At 36.8% G+C, this 20,448-nt stretch carries 19 protein-coding genes and 2 pseudogenes; 11 read left to right on the top strand and 10 right to left on the bottom strand.

All coding sequences use genetic code 11. The features are described from left to right. The 3 genes and pseudogenes from BM265_RS17420 to BM265_RS17410 form a co-directional block, all read right to left on the bottom strand. Window positions 1-202: pseudogene (locus BM265_RS17420) on the bottom strand (IS5/IS1182 family transposase); the annotation flags it as partial. Between the two features lie 58 nt (window positions 203-260). Next, a complete protein-coding gene (locus BM265_RS17415; RefSeq protein ID WP_074963240.1) occupies window positions 261-677 on the bottom strand; it encodes a hypothetical protein in 417 nt (138 codons plus the stop codon). 382 nt (window positions 678-1,059) lie between these two features. Beyond that, window positions 1,060-1,488 (bottom strand): hypothetical protein, encoded by a 429-nt coding sequence (locus BM265_RS17410; RefSeq protein ID WP_074963239.1) that lies wholly within the window; start codon window positions 1,486-1,488, stop codon window positions 1,060-1,062. A 632-nt stretch (window positions 1,489-2,120) separates the two neighbouring features. Between BM265_RS17410 and BM265_RS17405 the strand changes: the two are divergent. After that, window positions 2,121-2,354: pseudogene (locus BM265_RS17405) on the top strand (transposase); the annotation flags it as partial. 185 nt (window positions 2,355-2,539) lie between these two features. On the opposite strand, the gene BM265_RS17400 reads toward BM265_RS17405, so the two are convergent. The 4 genes from BM265_RS17400 to BM265_RS17385 all read right to left on the bottom strand — a co-directional run bounded on the left by BM265_RS17400 (window position 2,540) and on the right by BM265_RS17385 (window position 7,535). Continuing rightward, entirely contained in the window at window positions 2,540-3,166 is a 627-nt protein-coding gene (locus tag BM265_RS17400) for an ABC transporter ATP-binding protein (RefSeq protein WP_074963238.1), read from the bottom strand. Then, entirely contained in the window at window positions 3,166-4,992 is a 1,827-nt protein-coding gene (locus tag BM265_RS17395; protein ID WP_242940891.1) for a hypothetical protein, read from the bottom strand. The genes BM265_RS17400 and BM265_RS17395 overlap by 1 nt, the downstream gene beginning before the upstream one ends. A gap of 231 nt (window positions 4,993-5,223) precedes the next feature. After that, window positions 5,224-5,772 (bottom strand): hypothetical protein, encoded by a 549-nt coding sequence (locus BM265_RS17390; RefSeq protein WP_074963236.1) that lies wholly within the window; start codon window positions 5,770-5,772, stop codon window positions 5,224-5,226. A gap of 1,112 nt (window positions 5,773-6,884) precedes the next feature. Further along, window positions 6,885-7,535, bottom strand: coding sequence for a phage tail family protein (locus BM265_RS17385; RefSeq protein ID WP_074963235.1), 651 nt, complete (start codon window positions 7,533-7,535; stop codon window positions 6,885-6,887). An 89-nt stretch (window positions 7,536-7,624) separates the two neighbouring features. Between BM265_RS17385 and BM265_RS17380 the strand changes: the two genes are divergently transcribed. Continuing rightward, a complete protein-coding gene (locus BM265_RS17380) occupies window positions 7,625-8,308 on the top strand; it encodes a hypothetical protein (RefSeq protein WP_074963234.1) in 684 nt (227 codons plus the stop codon). A gap of 47 nt (window positions 8,309-8,355) precedes the next feature. Here BM265_RS17380 and BM265_RS17375 read toward each other — a convergent pair whose 3' ends face one another. After that, window positions 8,356-8,628 (bottom strand): hypothetical protein, encoded by a 273-nt coding sequence (locus BM265_RS17375; protein WP_074963233.1) that lies wholly within the window; start codon window positions 8,626-8,628, stop codon window positions 8,356-8,358. Window positions 8,629-8,859: 231 nt separating this feature from the next. Next, window positions 8,860-9,039, bottom strand: a complete 180-nt coding sequence (locus BM265_RS20455) for a hypothetical protein (RefSeq protein WP_207647007.1) — start codon at window positions 9,037-9,039, stop codon at window positions 8,860-8,862. 653 nt (window positions 9,040-9,692) lie between these two features. Here BM265_RS20455 and BM265_RS17365 point away from each other — a divergent pair. From BM265_RS17365 to BM265_RS17330, 9 genes are all read left to right on the top strand, one after another. Then, window positions 9,693-11,915: a Helicase associated domain protein gene (locus tag BM265_RS17365; RefSeq protein WP_074963231.1), complete on the top strand. Its 2,223-nt coding sequence runs from the start codon at window positions 9,693-9,695 to the stop codon at window positions 11,913-11,915. Window positions 11,916-12,091: 176 nt separating this feature from the next. After that, the gene (locus BM265_RS17360; protein ID WP_074963230.1) at window positions 12,092-12,442 is read left to right on the top strand and encodes a VOC family protein; all 351 of its coding nucleotides are present in this window, start codon (window positions 12,092-12,094) and stop codon (window positions 12,440-12,442) included. Continuing rightward, window positions 12,435-13,355: a sugar transferase gene (locus BM265_RS20450; protein WP_242940890.1), complete on the top strand. Its 921-nt coding sequence runs from the start codon at window positions 12,435-12,437 to the stop codon at window positions 13,353-13,355. The genes BM265_RS17360 and BM265_RS20450 overlap by 8 nt, the downstream gene beginning before the upstream one ends. Next, the gene (locus tag BM265_RS20445) at window positions 13,356-14,228 is read left to right on the top strand and encodes an NAD-dependent epimerase/dehydratase family protein (RefSeq protein WP_207647006.1); all 873 of its coding nucleotides are present in this window, start codon (window positions 13,356-13,358) and stop codon (window positions 14,226-14,228) included. Continuing rightward, the gene (locus BM265_RS17350; RefSeq protein WP_074963229.1) at window positions 14,229-15,059 is read left to right on the top strand and encodes a glycosyltransferase; all 831 of its coding nucleotides are present in this window, start codon (window positions 14,229-14,231) and stop codon (window positions 15,057-15,059) included. A gap of 17 nt (window positions 15,060-15,076) precedes the next feature. Beyond that, on the top strand, window positions 15,077-17,509 hold the full coding sequence (locus BM265_RS17345; RefSeq protein ID WP_074963228.1) for a glycosyltransferase: 2,433 nt from the start codon (window positions 15,077-15,079) through the stop codon (window positions 17,507-17,509). Next, window positions 17,509-18,354: an HAD-IIB family hydrolase gene (locus tag BM265_RS17340; protein ID WP_207647005.1), complete on the top strand. Its 846-nt coding sequence runs from the start codon at window positions 17,509-17,511 to the stop codon at window positions 18,352-18,354. Before BM265_RS17345 ends, BM265_RS17340 begins: the two co-directional genes overlap by 1 nt. A 40-nt stretch (window positions 18,355-18,394) precedes the next feature. After that, entirely contained in the window at window positions 18,395-19,300 is a 906-nt protein-coding gene (locus BM265_RS17335) for an ATP-grasp fold amidoligase family protein (protein WP_074963226.1), read from the top strand. Between the two features lie 98 nt (window positions 19,301-19,398). After that, window positions 19,399-20,115 carry a hypothetical protein gene (locus BM265_RS17330; RefSeq protein WP_074963225.1) on the top strand — a complete coding sequence of 239 codons (717 nt, stop codon included), beginning with the start codon at window positions 19,399-19,401 and terminating at the stop codon, window positions 20,113-20,115. Here BM265_RS17330 and BM265_RS17325 read toward each other — a convergent pair. Beyond that, a partial coding sequence (locus BM265_RS17325; RefSeq protein WP_143098769.1) for a transposase occupies window positions 20,112-20,448 on the bottom strand: 337 nt, incomplete at its 5' end. The genes BM265_RS17330 and BM265_RS17325 overlap by 4 nt on opposite strands.

The following is a 20,448-nucleotide window of genomic DNA, read 5'->3' as shown; positions in this document are numbered from 1 at the left end:
ACAGCGAACCGAGTGCCATGCGGAGAGGCTTTGCGGGCATACCGGTATGGCTCGGGAACAGCCTGGCATATTCAGCTTCAATTGTTTCCCAAGGGATCATTTCTGCTTTCTTTACCCAGCGGTTATCCGGGTTCATTTGCAAACCAAGCGGTTGATTGAAATCTGTGAATGAAATCTGTTTTTCCTTCTTGAACTTATACATGGCATCCTCCGAAGTGCAAGCTTTTTTCTCGTTTTGATTACTTTTTCTTGCACTTCTATTATACCATATTTTGTTGGATTTGTCGATATTTCGTTGCTTTATTGCTGTGTGAGGAGAGACTATATAGACCGTTATGTCCCAGTGCCAAAAATAGTGCAAACAGCATTTGTATATATACGGGTTTCATTTTATCAAAATAGACGATTCCGGCGATAATAGAGCATACTACAAATATCATTATACTTGCCGCGATAATGATCAGAAAAACAGCGTTTTCAATGTCCATTGTTAATAGTCCTGCACTTCCTCCAAAGCGCTCGTTGTACACAGTTTCCACAACTGTTGTTACAAGACCTGTCACTGCTGCTGACCACCAGAATCTTTTCAAACGTTGATGTTCTTTCTTTTTTGTGTGTTTAAAAACCAAGAATATTAAAGCGCTGCATATTAAAATGTTTATAAAAACAACTAACATTTTTAACTTCCTTTCTAAAATCACAGCTTCTTATTATTTTGAAAGAATATAATAACTCTGCAAATAGTTTGAATGAGATAAACCTTCATTTACGAGATTAATCCAAAATAACATTTTACATTTGTTCGGTGAATGTTTTTCACATTGTAATACAGCCGAGCTATAAAGTCAATACATTCCACCATAATTCACTGTATTATTCATCTGTTGTACACAATTATGCTGATATCATCACTTGAAAAGTGCAGCCGATCGGAAATATACCCATACAGAAGTTTTGCCCCCGAGCGTTGCCTGCTCAGGGGCATTGTATTTATCGGCGTTAATACAGATCAAAATCTGATGAAATACTGACAGATCTGAACTTATCAGATCGCATGGCTTATCCTCCGGGCTGACAGGCATCATATACTTTATATATTATGCCCTCTTCATCATATTCTATGTAATAGTAGTGTTTCAGATGATCCGGCATAATGGGACCGTTGTCTGTATAGATGTAATATGCAGCACGACTGGCCTTCTTATCAGTAACGTCACCAAGGTCAAAGGCTCCGTATTTTTGCCTGACCGTACTGATATTGCTGCCCAGGATCGACCAGTCATTGTATTTGTAGTATGTATGATGCGAAGTACCGAATAAGGTCAGGATCAAAAGAAGAAGACTGTTGGAAACTAGGGAAATAACAGGAAATTTTATGTTTTTCTTCTTATGTCTGCCTTTGATGATCAGAATGACTGATATTATTCCGATCATCAGGAATATCAAAAGAAAAAGCAAATAACAAAATTCTATGTGCCATGGATTCATATCTATTCTCCTATAACTATATAAATTCCGATAGGTCTCAGATAATAATTATAGCACGGAATCCAAGTGCTGTCAACATAAAATGCCGCAGTACTTCTGAACTTATATCAGAAATACTATGAGTGTGCATGCATATTCCTGTGATCTCAGAAAAAATGATCCGCCGATAATAATTCCCAAATAGCGGAATAAGAATATCTCCGCTGTGAAGTATAAGTTTATTGCATAACCTTATGAATGCTTCAAAGAATTTATCTTCAAGTATCATATGTGCCGGACAAAGTTCGGCGCGGTTATTATGTGTGCTGCAAGTCCAATAGTATTTACCTCTTATTAATTTTCGCTTACCGCATCGACTCGACCATGAATAATGATTAGTGGCTCATTATTTTTTTATCAATACTGGCTCACTTTTTTATTAGCGCTGTGGCTCAGTTTTTTATTGACAAAGGCAATTAATGGTTTTGGCAATTATATTATACCACAAAAAGAAGAGCTTGGCACTACCTTGTGATGACTGACAGGGGGGGCTCGTTTTTTTTGCCGGGCAGTCAGCGGCATGGTGTTGCAAATATTCCGTGCAGCTGTGGCAGTCGGAGCGGTATATACACTTGAATATGTTCCGTCTGGAAAACATAACGACCGAATTCGGAAAACAGCTCAGAATGAACCGAAGCATACAGGCTGAAGGCGTATTCGGAGTGTTGAAACAGGATCATGGCTTCAGAAGATTCCTGCGCAGGGGCAAAAACAACATCAGAACTGAGTTCCTTTTGCTGGGACTTGCATACAACATAAAGAAGCTTTTTGCTAAGATCTCAGAAAACCGACTTGGAATTTCTCTTTTTGAACTGAAAACGGCATAAAAACCAGCAGAACAAAACACCCCCGAGTCCTCTTTTTTGAAGAGGGCTTGGGGGTGTGCGCTCTGAAACAGCTTATTTCACCGGTTAATATGTTTTTTTACTCTGATGTTCGGATATGGTTAGAGGGTGCTGCGGTTGCAATAGCCTCTTGTAAGATGACAAGTATTATGATGTAATTCATTTTGTTAAACTATCTTTCCATCGCATATTTCAATAACATTTTCACACTTCTTTGCAACCATTGGATCGTGCGTTACAATTATAACTGTTTTCCCTTGCTTATGTATAGAGGAAAGTATATTCATTATAATATCTCTGTTTGTCGCATCTAAAGAGCCGGTTGGTTCGTCAGCTAAAACTATATCACACTTTTTTAGCATAAGTCGAGCTAAAGCAACTCTCTGCTGTTGACCGCCTGACAAAGTGTATATTTTACTGCCCTTTTTATCTTTCAACTCTACGCGCTCTAAACATTCCTCTAAAGATATGTCATTACGATATTTCTTTTTTACTATATCCAAATTATCATATACAGTCATATTCTCAATCAAAGCAAAATTCTGAAAAAGAAAACCAATCTTATCTCTGAACAATTTCAATTTGTTGAATTTTTTTGAAAGTGGAATGCCATCAATTGATACTTCACCTGAATCAAATGGTTCTATCGCTCCTATAATGTTAAGGAGAGTTGTTTTTCCAGACCCACTTTTACCCATTATCGCTACCATTGAATTGTCGGGTATTTCAAGTGATATTCCCTCAAACAGTGGTTCACCATTGAATGATTTATATAGATCATTTATCTTTATCATTATATGGCACCGCCTTTCAGTATATTACTGATTTTTTCATTTTCAAATTTGATTGATCTGTAAACAATAAATATAGATTCAAATACAAGTAAAACAGAACCAACTAGCACTATATATTTGTAAGACAATTTTTCATTGACAATTTCATATTTGTGCGATAGAAATAGCAGTATGAGTGTTTCTGCTACTATTGTACCAAGTGATATTATCAATTGAATTGAAAAACGTTCAAAAATTGAATATCCGTGTAGTTTGTATACACACAACTCGACTCCATTTATAATAAAGTCATTCTTTATTATGAATATCATTATACTGATCTCAAAGAACAATATCCCGCATGAAAATAATCCAAATAACAATAATTCAGTTTTCGTGTGATGCCAACTGTAATTGAACTGTTCGCTGACACTAGTTACCGTTACACTGTAAAAATCGTAATCACTGACTATAGCTTTAATATCGTTATCAGTGAACTCATACATGACTGTGTTGTAAAGATCGCCTTTATTGACAGAGTAATCACCATTTGAAATCACAGGACATGTGTTATGGATTATCAGCACGGGATTTTTCACTCTTTCAAAATTTGAATCTGTGTTTTTACTTATTCCTACTACGCTGTATTCAAACGGGAGTTCATATCTATCATATGAAAACAAGTCATTTGAAGCGTTATTTTCTTGATTGAAGTCTGTTGAAGCTATAAATTCAAGTGAACTCTCCAAAGGACAGGTACTATTTTGACCGTAAAAAATAGTATAATCACTGTCACAACTGTATCCTTTTAATTCAGGTAGCATCTCGAAAAGCATATTTTTTCCGTTTGAATTGACATAGACGATATCTGATAAAAAGTCACCGTCAATATCAATACATGAGAACATAATCGCCTTATCGTAGTATTTTCTGTATATTTCTTCGTTATATTGCTTGTAATTATTTCTTGCTTCCAGAATGTCATTGCCAAAGAAATCAACATCAAAGTTAGTCAGTACAGCCTTACTATCTGAGTAAATCTTTTCTGATTTGAAAAATGTCATACTTTCGTTCAGCAAATTAAAAAAAGCGGAAATTGAAACAATGCATAAAAAAACAATTGGAATGTTAATTAAATATCCGAACAATAATACTTTTGATTTATGGCTTTTTCCTTTTATTGTAGAATTTATATCCGGACATATAAACATAGAATACGGAATCAAGTCAGCCAATAGCATTGAAATAACAATTAAAATGATTTCTTTGTGACATTCACCGACTGAAGAAACTTTTTTGAGAATAATAAATGCAGTCAAATAGTATGCTGCGATAAGTAGTGCATCTGCAAAAAATTTTTTCAGTATTATTTCAAAAGGTGAGTATCCCATTATTTCCTTTATAACAGCTTGCCTTTTGGTGTTTACTGCTTGAAAAGCTCCAAGTATCAATACTATTATTCCGGAAAAAGCAGCCAAAACTAGGATCCTCTTTTGAAGATAACCGTCATAGTCTGCAGGCATGTGTCCAAAAACATCATATGAATCGCTTATTTCATAGTACGCCTTACAAACTGATGTTTTATCACCAAGAAGAATAAATCCTGTGTTTATATCTATGTATTCTATTTCACGGATATTATTGTACGAAATATTGACGTTCCCGGATATGATGCTTTTTATTCTTTTCGGAGTAACGCCTGTTGTATCGATTAAGAACTGTTTCGAATCGTCATAATAATATACTGAAATATTACATTCTATTAGAGTGGGGTTAGTTTCGTTAGCTATAAAAAGGCTGACATTATTATTTTTACAAATATTATTTATTTCATCGGCAATCTCCATCACAGTGTTTTGATCTGATATCTGCGGCGTATTAATAAAAATAAGATCCCCTTTATGGTATAATCTCTGAGTCTGATCTACTGAATAGATTTCTCCCACTAGCAGCATTACGAAAAATACTAGTATAAATGTAAGAAAATGTTTTATCCTCATGTGAATGCTTACTCCTTCTATAGGAAGTGTAATTAAGATTCGCTTTATGTTGATATGCAATCACCTTAAATTGTAATATCAATCAAAAAAATCTTCACCGAATGAACCTTTAATATATTCATCATAATAGATCTGCATTTTATCTTTACATTCATTGTAGTTTAGATGTGAATCGGAATCGGAATACTCCTCTATAAGATTTAATTGGGTGTCTGTAATTATAACACAGCCTTTGTCACTTAATCTTCCATCATCCTCATATTCCAAGGCTTGCCAGCGTATTGTATTATTGTCAGTAATCTTAGGCCAGTATGACATAGTGAGATCATAGTCTGTATCATCGTATTCATAATCGATGCAAATGTCCTGACAGACAGTAACGTGTCCCGAAAATGACAAAAAGGACGGTACTCTCATACATATAGTTGCCCAATTAATTGGTTCGCTGTCTTTACAACGCAATGTATAATAATTATGGTCGTCTTTATCTTGCTTAAGCTGTGTATTTTCTAAAAGCGGTTTGAACAGTAATGTATATCTGATGTACCATACTAATGATAATACTGCAAAAGCAAAAACAATGATTATAAATACTAGTTTTATTATATTAAGTGTTTTTCTTTTCATACTCTCACCTTGGAAATGCGTAAATTAGTCAGGTTTTATCGCTTGTTAATGACATCGAAATCCGGACGTTCTGATTTCAGAATGTCCGGAAGTCTAATGTCCTGAAAATAGAAGTTTTAGCTAAAAAACATAATGTTAAAACGACTGTTTATTTTAAAGAAGCTGTTTTGAAATATCAGGTCACAACCGTACCGCCATAATAAATGGTGTCGTTTTTACTAGGCTTAACCTTGTCAGTTTTAGCTGTTTTAGTAGGGCCAACATCTGCTGAAGCCGAATTGGTCTTTCCGTTTGCTACTGCAAAATGTGTATATCCATCTGATGTACACTCAGAGTATCCTTTGCTGCCGTTCCAGTACCAGTGTAACTCGCCGATATCACCATTAAGAGTAGTACAAGAAATGGTTTTTGTTCCATCATCTTTACCGGCACTTTTGGCCTTTTTTTAAGTATAGCTTGTTGCATATGACGCGCTTGCACCAATAGAAGCCAAAGATACTGACATTAAAACTGCAGTACAAAATGCTGTGATTCTTTTTCTGAGTTTCATATAAAACCTCCAAAGTGTATTAATTATTTATAGCATACTATTTATAGAAATCGCGCGCTTTCATAAACAGAAACTATCATAAAAAAGTATAAATGTATTACGAGTTTTTTTAAAAAAGCTTTTATTTTATATAGTATATTGCAGCCTAACATTAATCGATAATATTAGTCTTATCCTTAGGTAGTTATTATAGCATAAATAAACTTAATTTACAAGCGCTTTATATGAAGTGTATTTTTTTTACACAAAAAGTGTATGAGTTTATAAAATATCTAATTTACCTTTCTTATTTATTCATTTTTATATGATTATAATATAATTATGTCACATATAGAAACATTGATTCCTAAGTACCAAAGTTTGATGGAACAACCAAACTTCAAAATCTGCTTAATTTCCATTAAAATCATAGAAAAAAAGGGGGCTGTTGCAACCGCAGCACCCTCTAACCATATCCGAACATCAGAGTAAAAAAACATATTAACTGGTGAAATAAGCTGTTTCAGTGCGCACACCCCCAAGCCCTATTCAAAAAAGAGGACTCGGGGGTGTTATGCCGTTTTCAGTTCAAAAAGAGAAATATATTATACCACAAAAAGAAGAATACACGATAGTACAGCGTGGGAGAACGAGCATCCTCCAACGCTTCAATAACAAGCGTGAAGCCGATCTCATCGCCGTCATTAACAATGCTCATCATGTTTTGTGTGTTGTATTTGCCGAGGATAAACGCCTCCGGATTACTTCCCGTTGGAAACGGGAATGTGAACGCTCTGGTGATCTGTGAATAGTTCGCCATGACCGAGGGCGTGGAATACCAATAAATATCCGGGTAGAGAATAGAAATCTGCCCGATTGTCAGCATCTCGAAGTTTTGTACCTCACAACTCTCCATATAACCCTCCGCAAACACATCAATGCCAGCGGTCGCATAGTAAATCTTGATGTAGCGGGAGGACTTCACCACCTTGTAAAGCTGATGCCTGCGGGCTTCCACGCCCACGCCGCGCATCTTAAAGGAAATGATGACATTTCGCTTTTCGATGAAGGCGTTGTTGAGGTAGCTGCCGTCCATACCCGCATAGCTGGAGGAGCTGATCGTGCCGGTGGGAGGAATTAGTCCTTCCACCCGCGATGTCATATACTGATTTTCCGTGGCGGTAATGTCAATCTGATCTCCGGCTTCATTCTCTAAGATAAGGCTAAATAACATTGCATCGTCTCCTTGCTTTTTCTTTTGGTTTGATGTATAATATATGTATGTAGCAATTCTAAGCCATAGAAAGGATGGACAATAAGTACATGGATATCATTAAAGAAATCAATAACATACAAACTCAATTTGTTCAACAACTAGAGACGATTCGTAATGTTTATGCTACCACACTGTATTATAATGAGAGTAATAATCCATCTAGCATTATCTTCGGACGAAGCGAAGACGGTAGTCTATATTCAGAAGTTGATTCATATAAATGCTCTATTCTGAAAGCCTCTGGGGATAAATACTATGGCACAGTTCGTAATCTACTATTAGTTTCATTACTAACAATTTTTGAAACGTTCTGCGACTCTCTCCTTCAAATAGCTAATGACTACAGGACTACTCAAGGCATGGATATAATTAGCGATAAAAAATTAGATAACTATCTAAGGGGAAATTTGAAAATAAGGTGGGAAAATATCTTTAAAGCGTTTGATGTTGATTTTTCAAGTATACCCACTTCACACCAAAATGATCTAAAATTGCTAGATAAATATAGAATTTATCGCAATCAAATAGTACATGAGAACGGAAAAATTACCGAAGAATTCAAAACAAAAGTATTGGCGATTAGCAACCATGCTAAAGAATTGGCGCAATTAGACAACACTGTATCGGATAGTTTTTATATTTCTTCTTACAATTTCAGCGAAGGAATATATTTATTTGAGTTAACCACTAAAAGTATGATTAGAAGCATTCTCGAAAATCTAATTTCATAATTGTCTTTATCTTAATATGTACAGAGGCAGGATTGCTCCCACCCCCATTACACATTCAGCGCATTCCGCGTCTGACGATAGATTTCCACTCGTGACAGTGATTTCGGACTATTATTTGTCTGATTCACTGTGCGGCTGTTGTCATTATTGTAGTTGTTTACAACAGTAGTGCCGCCTGTGCCTGCCATTGCGCCGGTTACACCGGACATATCCACATTGAAGTCGGAATTCATCGCAATGGTCATAGCATCTGTAACCCCAGAAATTGCCTTCTCTACATACTTTTTGCTCTTGTTGATACCGTCTGCCAGTCCCTTCATGAAGTCAGTCCATGACGTGGAAAATGATAATGTGGATTGCTTCAAAAATCGTCTCAAACAGATATCTGAATGCCTCCAGCAGCGGAGAGATAAAGTCTTAAATGGTTTGCCATACAGTTGTGATAACAGACCAGATCGCATTTATGATGGTGCTTACGAAGTTCTTTATACCATTCCAGATGTTGACGAAAAAGTTCTTGATACTCGTCCAGACGCCTACCCAGAATTCTTTTACTTCACCAAGATCGGTGCCAAAATACCGCAGATCATATTCAGCGCATTTTTCAGCGTATCCTTGATGAAATTACATACAGCAGCAAAGATACCTTTGATGCCGTCCCACACTCTGCTCCAGTCGCCGGTAAAGATGCCGACGAAAATATCCAGAATACTCAGGATGATGTCTGTCACGGCTTTAGAGATATTTGCAATCTACTGGGACTGCCCCTTTTTAGTCTTTTTCGAGGTGTTTTCCATACCGGATTATGTCTATACATTTTTCGACTTGTGATAATGATAGAGTATTGCTTTTCACCGTTACCCAGTACAATAATTTCAAAACATAAGCACCTGCACGTTCTCTACCTTAGTTAACCTGAATGCGGAGATCATTGCTCAAACAGCATAATTTTCTGAGTTCAGGCTGTATGGTAGAAACGTAGTCCGCCTGCCTAAAGTGGGCGTGTCCGCTAGGACACTATAGGAAGCACGCGACTTTAGTCGTGTGAGGCTTCACTGACGTTTTCCGTTAATCACTCCCAGGGAGATTCTCGACTCCCAACGCCCGTCTTTTCGTAAATATGTACTTCCCTTGGTCATTTCTTTTTCCTCCAAATTAAACTATTATCAATTTGTGACGTTTTTTTCATGTAATTCTATCATATTCACGAATATATCACTATTTACTTGACATGGAGCATTATTAATGATATAATAATAATCTGTAAAATGTTGTAAAAGCATATGTATCCAATTATACATTAACAAAATAAGCATTCGTGATATTGCTTATTTCGAGAGAAATAACAATCCCTTACGACCCCGGTTATTGAGAAGGTGAGGCTATGATCCTGCATAAACACAACAGTGAAACTTATGCTAACATGGTGAGCCTTTTTCAGACCGAGCAGCGAGTGGCCGCAGTACAGCCGACGGGAACAGGCAAGAGCTATCTTATCATGCAGCTTATCGAGGATAATGCAGATAAGCACTTTGCAGTCTGCTCACCCTCAACCTACATCTTTGAGCAGATGAAATTGCTGGCTGATGAGAATTGTATTTCTTTTGAAAACACAGACTTTCTGACCTATACCAAGCTGGCGCAGACAGATGCGTTCTCCAAGTACAATTATATCGTACTTGACGAGTTTCATCGCTGCGGTGCAGACGAGTGGGGGCAGGGTGTACAGAGATTGCTTGACGGCAATCCAAACGCTAAGGTGTTCGGAACGTCGGCAACCCCGATACGCTACCTTGACAGCGGACGCAACATGGCGGACGAATTGTTTAATGGTGTCTATGCCGTGAACATGAGTCTTGCCGAAGCAATACGCAGGAAAATTCTTCCGCTGCCTGTTTATGTTACTTCCTGGTATTCTTTCAGGGGTGACATTGAACAGCTTGAAATGAAAGCTGAGCAGTCTGGCAATCCGAGGCTAAAAAATGCTTTGCTGGGTAAGATCAGAAAAGCAAAGTCGATGATAGCCGAACTTGATGTCGGCATTGAAAAGATATTCGAGAAGCATATCCGAAACAGGGCAGGGAAGTTCATTGTCTTCTGCCCGAGCGTGGAACAGCTTCAAAGAATGGTCAATGAATGCGACTTGTGGTTTACGAAAGTCAATCACGATATACATAAATATACAGTCTATGCGCAGAACAGCGCATCGGACAAACAATTCGAGGATTTCAGGAACGACAAGAGTGAAAGTGCATTAAAACTGCTATTCTGCATTGATATGCTGAACGAGGGCGTTCACTTCGATGATGTTGACGGAGTTATCATGCTTCGTGCTACGCAGAGCGCAAACGTTTTCTATCAGCAGCTGGGACGGACGCTGGCTTGTTCCGATTCCAAGAAAAAGCCTTTGATCTTCGATATTGTTAACAACTACGAGACAGGCGATACTGCACAGCAGTATGCAGGTTTCATGGAGATCGCTCACGGTGAGGGCGAATATGATGATGAGATCGAATTTGAGTTGTATGACTACGTTCGTGACATCAGAGAAATTCTCAATGAGCTGAATGATACGTTTGCAAATTCGTGGGATTTCAACTTTGAGCTGATTAAAGAGTACGCAGAGAAGTATAACGCTTTTCCAGATGTAAATACCTCTTACGAGGGGGTACTCATCGGAAGATGGGCGACTTATCAGCGAACTCTGAACAATCAGGACAAGCTTTCAAAAGAGCGTGTAAAAAAGCTCAATAGCATAGGGTTTCCATGGGATGTAAATGAAGCCGTTTGGCAGGCATTCTATGAAGAACTGAAGTCTATAATAAGATCACTTGGTCATTTTCCGAAAAAATCAGAATTCGGTGATGACAAGAAGAACTTGTATGGTTGGCTCACAGCGCAAAAATTCAAGCATCGCATAGGCGAGCTTGAAGAAGAAAAAGCCGAAAAGCTGATCGCATTAGGCTGTAAAATGACCAAGGGCAAGAAAGAATCCTGGGACGAAAACTTTGAAAAGCTCAGCGAATTTGTGGAGCAGCACGGACGTTTTCCCGATAATTCGGATGCAAATTCCGATCCCGAAAATAAGGTGATCTACGTCTGGGCAAATTCACAGCGCACCGCAAAGAATCGAGGTCAGCTGTCTGACGAGAGAATTGCAAAACTGGATTCCATAGGTTTCCAGTGGGACAAGCATGAGGCTGAGTGGGCTAACGCTTTTGAAATGCTAAAAAGCTATTTCAGTGAACGAGAAAGTTTACCTGGCAGTAATGAAGTCGTGGATGGATATAAGCTGGGAAAATGGTATCAGAGACAGGTTGATCTGTACTTAGCCGGAAATATGCAGGCGTATCGTGCCGAGCGTTTCCAAGAGGCAGGCATCCCGCTTGAAAATTTACGTCAGCGACGTAAAAACGAAGTTTTCATGAAGTATTACGACAGCTATATGGAGTATCTGCAAAAGTTCGGAAAACATCCGATCAGCAGCGAACGCTACAATGATCTTGATCTTGTCAAGTGGCGCTGTACGCAGATGCAAAAGAAAAAGCAGGGTAAGCTGACGGATGAGTTGGCTGCACTGCTGATGTATATTTGCAAAGATATTTAGGAAAAGCTGAGCTTTAAAAAGAAACGTCAGCTATTCATCAGGGTGTTCAGAAAGCGGCGTATTCAAACGCCATTACAGTACTTTTGGCAAATTATCATGTTTTGCATGAGATTTTTGGCTTATGCAGTCTAACGATTTGTAGCGAAGAGCAGACGTTTTTATAAAAGGTAAGAAATATGATTCAAGGTATTCATCACGTTGCGATAATAGTGAGTTCTGAAGAGACAGTTGAGTTTTACAAGAAACTCGGTTTTCAGGAAACTTTCCGCAAAACGAGGGCTTATGATACGATCGTGCTTATGAGTGGACATGGCTTTGAACTTGAAATGTTCATCGACAGCAATCATCCGAAAAAAGAAAAGCCCGAACCTCTGGGGCTCAGGCATTTGGCTTTAAAGGTAGATAACATAGAAACGACAGCAAAAGAATTAGATATTGTTGCAGGCGAGATAATGCTCGATTGGGTAGGAAAAAGATTCTGCTTTGTATCCGACCCGGACGGAAATTCTGTCGAACTGCATGAGTAATATATTTTTGAAAGAGTGGGAAACATTGATGCTTAACTGGAAGAAAGCAATTGGTTTTTCTATAGCTGTATTGGGTGCGGCTTTTGTTGGAATGAACGTTATCGCAAAAAAGCAGAAGCCTAAGTCGGAATACGCTGACCGTCCCGAAGAACAGAACCCCATGAAGGGAAAGAAGGTCGTATTCGTCGAGGACGAGAACGATCCTATTAATGCAGACGGTAAAAATGGACATCTTGAGGCAGTGGGCGAAAGCTATCATAAGCCTACTTTTTATGAGAAGTATGTTAAGCGCGGACTGGATATGGTGCTTTCGTTCGGCGGTATGGTTGTACTTTCGCCGCTCTATGCAGTCGCAGCAATAGCAATAAAATGCGATGATCCTGGTCCTGCATTGTTCAAACAGAAAAGAGTTGCACAGTCAAAGGGCTATTTCGAACTGATGAAGTTCCGCTCCATGAAGTTGAACACACCGAAGAATGTACCCACACATATGCTGGATAACCCCGAACAGTATCTGCTGAAAAGTGGCAAGCTTTTCAGAAAGCTTTCAATTGATGAGTTGCCTCAGCTTTGGAACATTTTTATCGGCAACATGAGCGTCATCGGACCTCGTCCCGCTCTCTGGAATCAGGATTATCTGACAGCCGAGCGTGACAAGTACGGTGCAAATGACATTAAGCCGGGTCTGACAGGACTTGCTCAGGCACACGGCAGAGATGAATTGGAAATCCCTGACAAGGCAAAGCTGGACGGCGAATATGCAGCTGCACTGAAAAAGTCAAGCTGGTCGGGATTTAAGATGGATGTTAAGGTATTTATTGATTCGTTTAAAGCGGTTCTCAAGAGTGACGGCGTTGTTGAGGGTGGAACCGGAGAGATGCACAAGCAGGAAGAGAATGAAAAGGTGTCGTAAATGAAGAAGATCCTTATAACGGGTGCTAACAGTTACATAGGTACCTCGTTTGAAAAATATATGGCGCAGTTCGGTGATGAATACCAGATTGATACTGTTGATATGATCGGTGATGCTTGGAGAAGTAAGGACTTCTCTGAGTATGATACTGTTTTCCATGTGGCGGGTATCGCGCATTCCGACAACGGCAAGATCAGCAAGGAGAAAGCAAGGCTGTACTATGAGGTCAACACAAAGTTGACCATTAGAACTGCAATGAAAGCAAAGAAAGCCGGTGTGAAGCAGTTCGTCTTCATGTCCTCTGCTATTGTTTATGGCGATAGTGCGCCGATTGGAAAGAAGAGAATAATCACGAAGAACACGCCTGTTAGTCCTGCGAACTGCTATGGTGATAGCAAGGTAAGAGCAGAGAAGGGTTTGCGGAAGCTTGAGAACGAGAACTTCAAGGTAGTCATCTTACGTCCTCCGATGATTTACGGAAAAGGCAGCAAGGGCAATTATCCACTTATGTCTAAGTTTGCTCAAAAGTTGCCAGTGTTCCCGATTGTTGATAACTGCCGTTCTATGCTCTACATCGAGAATCTCACGGAATTCGTAAGACTCATGATTGAGAACGAGGAAAAAGGAACATTCTGGCCGCAGAATGCGGAGTATAGCAACACGAGTGAGCTTGTTAGAATGATTGGTAAGGCTCATGGTAAGAGAATTATTTTGCTGAGAGGATGTACAGCACCTTTAAAGTTATTAGGTTTAGCTACAGGATTAGTTGATAAGGCTTTTGGTAATCTGGCTTATGATCAGAGAATGAGCAAGTATAAGGAAGAGTATAGAAAGTATTCTCTGAAAAATAGTATAGAGGAGACAGAGAAATAAATGGAAAAATACAGTGTTTTAATGTCTGTGTATTACAAAGACTCACCAGAAGAACTTAAGCAAAGCGTTGAAAGTATGCTTAACCAAACTGTACCGTGTGATCAGTTTGTTCTCTTTATGGATGGAGAATTAACTGATGAATTGAAAGAAGTAATCAAGAATTACAAAACTAACAACCCAGATTTGTTTACTATAAAAGGATTCAAAGAGAATAAAGGTCTTGGAAAAGCTCTTGATGCCGGATTAAGGTTTTGCAGGAATGATTTAGTTGCTAGAATGGATGCAGATGATATCTCACTTCCTTTACGTTGCGAAAAATTACTTGAATTGTTTTCTAAGCATCCTAAATTAGGATTGGCCGGAACTAATATTGATGAGTTCTACGATGATCCAACTCACATTGTATCATCACGTGTTGTTCCTAGCGACTATAGAAGTATTTGCAAATTTATGAGAAGAAGAAGTCCTTTTAATCATCCCACAGTAATGTTTAGAAAATCAGAAGTAATCCGTTGTGGTGGATATGGGAAAATGAAACGGAAACAAGACCTTGATTTGTTTGCAAGAATGATAAACATGGGAGTGTATGCATTAAACATTAACGAGTCGCTACTTTTATTTCGATCCAATGAAGGAAACTATAAAAGACGTAAGAGTTGGGAATACTGCAAAAGTTACATAGATGTTGAATATGAAAACTACAAGAGAGGTTATTGCTCGATAGTAGATTTATCTATAGTAACGGCTGGACAAATAGTATTTTATTTAGCACCTATGAGAGTTATGAAACTGTTATCCGATAAGTTGTTAAGAAGCAATATCAAAAACTGATGAAGGAGTATGCCTGTATGTCACTTGAACAAAGTGTTAATCAATATTTGAATAGATACCCCGGAATAAAGAAAGGCATTAAAAGAGTTTATCAAAGAGCTAATTATGTATTGAGTAAAAAAAACAAATTTGAAGGTGACATTGTTTGTATGTCACCTGATGATAATAATGAATATTTTTTTGGCTATTATGATAAAAGCCCTGAAGATGCAACGGGAAGGTATCTTTTGTGCATGAAAACCAAAAATACCTGGAGCGATGTTGCTCCAAATTATCCAGCAAAAATTTTATTAATTGATACATTTAAAAACAAAAAAGATCCTTTGCGAACAAAAGTTATTGCAACTACTCACGCTTGGAATGTACAGCAGGGGTGCATGATGCAGTGGCTTGGACCGAATTGTGATAAAGAAATAATATATAATGACTTTAGAAATGGTAAGTATTGCTCAATTATTTTAAATGTATTTACTGGAGAAGAACGTATTCTTTCAATGCCGGTATATAGTGTTAGTCAAGACGGAACATTTGCATTAACTTTAGATTTTTCCAGATTACATAGACTGCGCCCAGGTTATGGATATTCAAATTTGCCTGATAAAACAGAGAATGAGAAAATACCAGCTTCTACGGCGATTTGGAAAATAGATATTAATACAGACACAATAACACCGCTTCTTGATTATAAGGTCTTTTCTACTTTTGAACCAAAACCGGAAATGAAAAATGCAACGCATAAAGTTAATCATATTATGATTAGTCCTAACGGAAAGCGTTTTATGGTATTACATCGATGGTTTGAAGGTCAAAGAAAATATACAAGATTGCTAACAATAAATATAGATGGTTCTCAGATGTATAATTTATCTGATGATGACATGGTGTCGCACTGTTATTGGAGAGATGATACAACTATTATTGCCTTTGAGAACAAAAATGGACAAGGTGCAGGCTATTACTTAATGAAAGATCAGACGCAAAAGTATAAGCGTTTATGGAAAGATATTACTAACGATGGGCATCCAAGTTATAGCCCAAATCGTAAGCTTGTTCTTATCGATTCATACCCTAACAGGAAAAGAATGGCTGCACTGAAAATATTGAATAATGATTTTAGTATTGTAATAGCTAAAGTATTTGCTCCATTTAAATATGATAATGATACTCGTTGTGATTTACACCCACGGTGGAGTCGAGATGGAAAAAGAGTTTATTTTGATTCGGTATTTGAAGGACATCGTGGATTGTATATGATTGATGTTAGCGACATTAAGTTTGCATATAGTGAAGACACAGGCGTTGCACTGAAGAAAAAAAATACAAAAAATAAAAGAATTAAGATTGTTTATCTTCTTACATCTTGTAAAAAGCTAGGTCCAACACAGCAGACACTGAATATTATAAAAAATCTGAATCAAGATGAGTTTGAGCCAATTCTCATTACATTAAATGATGAGGAAGCGGACAGTCGAATGGAAGATTATTTACCTTATGTTTCTGCACATTATATGGTAAAAACTGGAAAGAAGGATATTATTCTTGGTCAAGATAGCGCCTTAAGAAAGAAGTTAGACGAAATCAAACCTGATATTATACATACTTTAGGTGTATTTCCTGACTATGCGGTTAGCCGAATCGGAAAGTACAAGCAAATTCATACATTGCGAAATTATATATATGATGATTATCCTGCAAAATTTGGTAAAGTTAAAGGTACAATATTGGCTAAATTGCAGTTGGCAGCTATGAAAAAAAGTGATAAAGCCGTTACCTGTTCCAAGAGCTTGAGCAAAATATATAAAGAAAAATTAGGATTGAATTTTTCCTATATTCAAAATGGCGTTGATGTAGATAAATATGTAGTAGCAACTATTGGTCAAAAAAAATCAATTCGTGAAAAATATGGGATTCCGGTTGATGCATTTATATTTATTTATACAGGACAATTTATAGAAAGAAAGAATATTCCATTCCTTTTAGAAAACTATGTCAAGGCTTTTGCTAACAGCAAAAATGTTTATTTCTTATTGTTAGGCGGCGGGCCTGATTTGGAACCACTAAAGAATAAGTATAAGGGCAATTACAATATAGATTTTCGTGGTAATGTAAATAATGTTGATGAATTCTTGAAAGCTTGTGATGTGTATGTATCAACAAGCAAATCTGAAGGCCTTCCGAATGGTGTGTTAGAAGCTATGGCTTCTGGTATCCCTGTCGTTCTTTCTGATATTGAACAGCACATGGAAATCTATGAAATGGATCATCGAATTGGATATTTGTACAAACAAAATCAAGGTGAAGATCTTGTCGAAAAATTACGTTTAATATACGAAGGCAGAGCTGGGATAGCCGGTGAAGTAGCCTATGATGTTGCGCATAAATGTTTTAGCGCCAAAAAAATGAGTGAACAGTATCAAAGGGAATACTTGAATTTAATTAATCAGAAATGATGGGGGAAAGATGGTTGAGTCAAGGATATAAGATTATTAGTTTTGATTTGGATGACACATTATTGATGCCAAATAAAAGAATATCAAAAGAGGCTATCGAATGGATAAAGCAATATCAAAAAAAAGGCGGTATTGTTGTTTTAGCTTCTGGTCGTGATATTTCAACAATCATCCCTTATTTAGATCAACTACAGATGAAAAAAGGACAAAAAGGATATATTATTTCATCAAGTGGAGCTTATCTATGGGATTTGAAAAAAGATACTCTTGATGAATTTGTGAGTTTTAGTGTTGAAGATGCCAAAGCTATAATAGACGGATTGTTGACTCAATCAAATAATTGCAATCCAATGATTGTATGTAAAAATATGAATTATATAGTCAAGTCACAAATTTATTGGAAGGATAAGATAAAATCTTTTTTTATGCGATGCAAAAGACGCCAAATTAGAATTATTCCCACCGCAATGATTGAATCCATAAAAAATCATATAGAGAAAATTAGAGTCAGATTTGATGAAAGCATGGATTATAATCATTGTATTTCTAACGTTGATAAAGCACATTATCGTTTGATAGAGCGAAAGCATATAGACTATTTTCATGATGGTATAGACAAGGCCACCGCTTTAATGAAGGTACTTGAAAAAGAATCAATTTCTCCAGAAGAAGTGCTAGTATTTGGAGATGATGAAAATGATATAACTTGTTTTGAAAACTTCCCTTATACAGTTGCAATGGGAAATGCAGTTTCCGAAATTCAAGGACTTGCTTGGAGAAAAACAAGAAGCAATTCAGAAAATGGTGTGTATGATTTTTTAGTGACTAATGAAGTAAGTGTATGATTTAGGCGATAATATTATTTGCGAAATGGAGATAGGATTAATGAGTAGAAATTTATTTTTTAAGAAGCTTGCCAGATTTGTTAGAAGGTTATCATGTTTATTCCTATCAGATAGAAAATTCTTAGAACGAAAATATAAGAAAAAAAAAGGCGAATTACCGGATTTAGATAATCCGAAGAATTTTAGTGAAAAATTGCTATATCTTATGCTTCATTATAGAAATCCTTTGGAGTCATTGTGCGCAGATAAATTATATGTAAATGAGTATTTAAATGCGCTTGGCTATGGGCATACCATGAAGAAAATATTAGCTGTTTACAACAATGCAGATGAAATTGATTTCGATGCTTTACCTGAAGAGTTTTTCATAAAAGTAAATCATGTTTCTGGTAATAATATGATTGTAAATAAGAAAACAAATCCTGATTATAATAAGATTCGCTCTTTTTTCTCAGAAGTATTGAAAATCAATTATTATTATGTTGATAGAGAACCTCAGTATCGTTCTATTCGTCCTGTTATAATATGTGAAGAATGCTTGAGAGATAAAACCGGGTGTTTACCAACCGATTATAAGTTTTATTGTTTCAACGGAGAACCTTTGTATTACATGGTTTCTTATGGAGAGTTTGAGCATAAAGTTCAAAATCATAAATTTGATATGAGCGGAAAATCAATAGACTTTCATTTTAAGAAAAAAGAAACTATTGATGCAGCATCTGTGATATTACCTAATAATTTCGACGAAATGGTTGAGATGGTAAATAAACTGTGTAAACCATTTCCACATGTAAGAGTAGATTTATATAATATAGATGGTCGAATTATATTTGGAGAACTTACGTTTTATAGTAATGGTGGGATAGTTGATATCTTTGACAAGGATTATGATAAGGAAATTGGATCATGGATTGATCTGAATAAATACAAAAGGGATATGATTTGATTTTATTATATGTGTGCGCTATAGTTTGTCTTTGAGGAGATTAACTATCAATTAAGGTATTGATTAGATTATTTCTTTTTGTATAGGAGCATAGAATAATGAAAGATTTATTTTTTGGAGATACGCCATATCAAATTTTTAATATACTAAATATTTTGATGAGTTCTTCAAGGAACGAGAAACCAGACTTGGTTTTTTCTCATAATTTTAGTGGTTCTCATTCTTTACTTGAAAGGGTAAAAACGACTGGCTTTTTTGAAAGAATATACGAAATTGATAACGATGATAAATTATTTCGGTTTATACCAAAGAAGGTTAATGCATGGCTTCCAATTATTATTTCTAAATTATATCTAAAGAAAGTATTGAATTTTAAGTTCGATAGTTATAATACTTTTTATGCATCAAATTTAGACAATAATGTTGCTTTAGCAATCTATAGTGTAGTAGATTTTAAGTCTTTTATTGTGTATGAAGATGGGTTTGGAAGCTATGTAATAAATATGCTTACTGATCATATGAATAAACGAAGACTACGGGCTTTGAAAATATTTCACTTTAGAAAAAAATATTTTTATGTTGATTCAGTTTTGCTATATAAACCAGATTTATGTATTTCTGAAATAGAATCAGTTAATGGGCTAAATAAGCTTGATGTAATGGATGACACCAAAGTATTATTTGATGTATTTGATTTTAATAAGGAAAGCTGTGCTTACAAGAAAATCTTTATTATTGATACAGTGGATAAGCAGGATGAAAATAGAGATGTTATTGATAATTCTATAAATAGTCTCTCCTCAACAAGCCTCTAAAATCCATGGCATACCGGCTGGCGATATGAGAAGCGAATATTTATCACTATTTTCCAGAAGCGCAAAAGCATCGCCGCCAGGCGGTCGATGTTCATTGCGATAACGCTGAGAACTATCGATGCTCTTGTTGTGTCTTCTCTTTTTGTGAGCAGCAGACCAAGACCGAATTTGCGCTTTGCGAGACTGAACTTACGCTCCACTTCGATCCTGTCGGTATTATCTTTATATGCTGCCTTCTTTTCAGCCTTGCTGTCGGCGTAATTCTTCGGTCTTCCGAGTTTTTTGCCTGAAATACGTATGCCGTGACCGCTGCAAAACGAGATGTTTTCACGG

The organism is Hominimerdicola alba (assembly GCF_900112155.1).
GTDB classification, from domain to species: domain Bacteria; phylum Bacillota; class Clostridia; order Oscillospirales; family Ruminococcaceae; genus Hominimerdicola; species Hominimerdicola alba_D.
This window is presented reverse-complemented; position numbering and strand designations above follow the sequence as displayed.

Coding starts and splice junctions, on each gene's coding strand:
- BM265_RS17410 (WP_074963239.1), bottom strand. CDS start 1,488: ATGAATCCATGGCACATAGAATTTTGTTATTTGCTTTTTCTTTTGATA.
- BM265_RS17330 (WP_074963225.1), top strand. CDS start 19,399: ATGAAAGATTTATTTTTTGGAGATACGCCATATCAAATTTTTAATATA.
- BM265_RS17350 (WP_074963229.1), top strand. CDS start 14,229: ATGGAAAAATACAGTGTTTTAATGTCTGTGTATTACAAAGACTCACCA.
- BM265_RS20450 (WP_242940890.1), top strand. CDS start 12,435: ATGAGTAATATATTTTTGAAAGAGTGGGAAACATTGATGCTTAACTGG.
- BM265_RS17400 (WP_074963238.1), bottom strand. CDS start 3,166: ATGATAAAGATAAATGATCTATATAAATCATTCAATGGTGAACCACTG.
- BM265_RS17390 (WP_074963236.1), bottom strand. CDS start 5,772: ATGAAAAGAAAAACACTTAATATAATAAAACTAGTATTTATAATCATT.
- BM265_RS17395 (WP_242940891.1), bottom strand. CDS start 4,992: ATGGAGATTGCCGATGAAATAAATAATATTTGTAAAAATAATAATGTC.
- BM265_RS20445 (WP_207647006.1), top strand. CDS start 13,356: ATGAAGAAGATCCTTATAACGGGTGCTAACAGTTACATAGGTACCTCG.
- BM265_RS17415 (WP_074963240.1), bottom strand. CDS start 677: ATGTTAGTTGTTTTTATAAACATTTTAATATGCAGCGCTTTAATATTC.
- BM265_RS17335 (WP_074963226.1), top strand. CDS start 18,395: ATGAGTAGAAATTTATTTTTTAAGAAGCTTGCCAGATTTGTTAGAAGG.
- BM265_RS17380 (WP_074963234.1), top strand. CDS start 7,625: ATGGATATCATTAAAGAAATCAATAACATACAAACTCAATTTGTTCAA.
- BM265_RS17365 (WP_074963231.1), top strand. CDS start 9,693: ATGATCCTGCATAAACACAACAGTGAAACTTATGCTAACATGGTGAGC.
- BM265_RS17385 (WP_074963235.1), bottom strand. CDS start 7,535: ATGTTATTTAGCCTTATCTTAGAGAATGAAGCCGGAGATCAGATTGAC.
- BM265_RS17360 (WP_074963230.1), top strand. CDS start 12,092: ATGATTCAAGGTATTCATCACGTTGCGATAATAGTGAGTTCTGAAGAG.
- BM265_RS17340 (WP_207647005.1), top strand. CDS start 17,509: ATGGGGGAAAGATGGTTGAGTCAAGGATATAAGATTATTAGTTTTGAT.
- BM265_RS17345 (WP_074963228.1), top strand. CDS start 15,077: ATGTCACTTGAACAAAGTGTTAATCAATATTTGAATAGATACCCCGGA.
- BM265_RS17375 (WP_074963233.1), bottom strand. CDS start 8,628: ATGAAGGGACTGGCAGACGGTATCAACAAGAGCAAAAAGTATGTAGAG.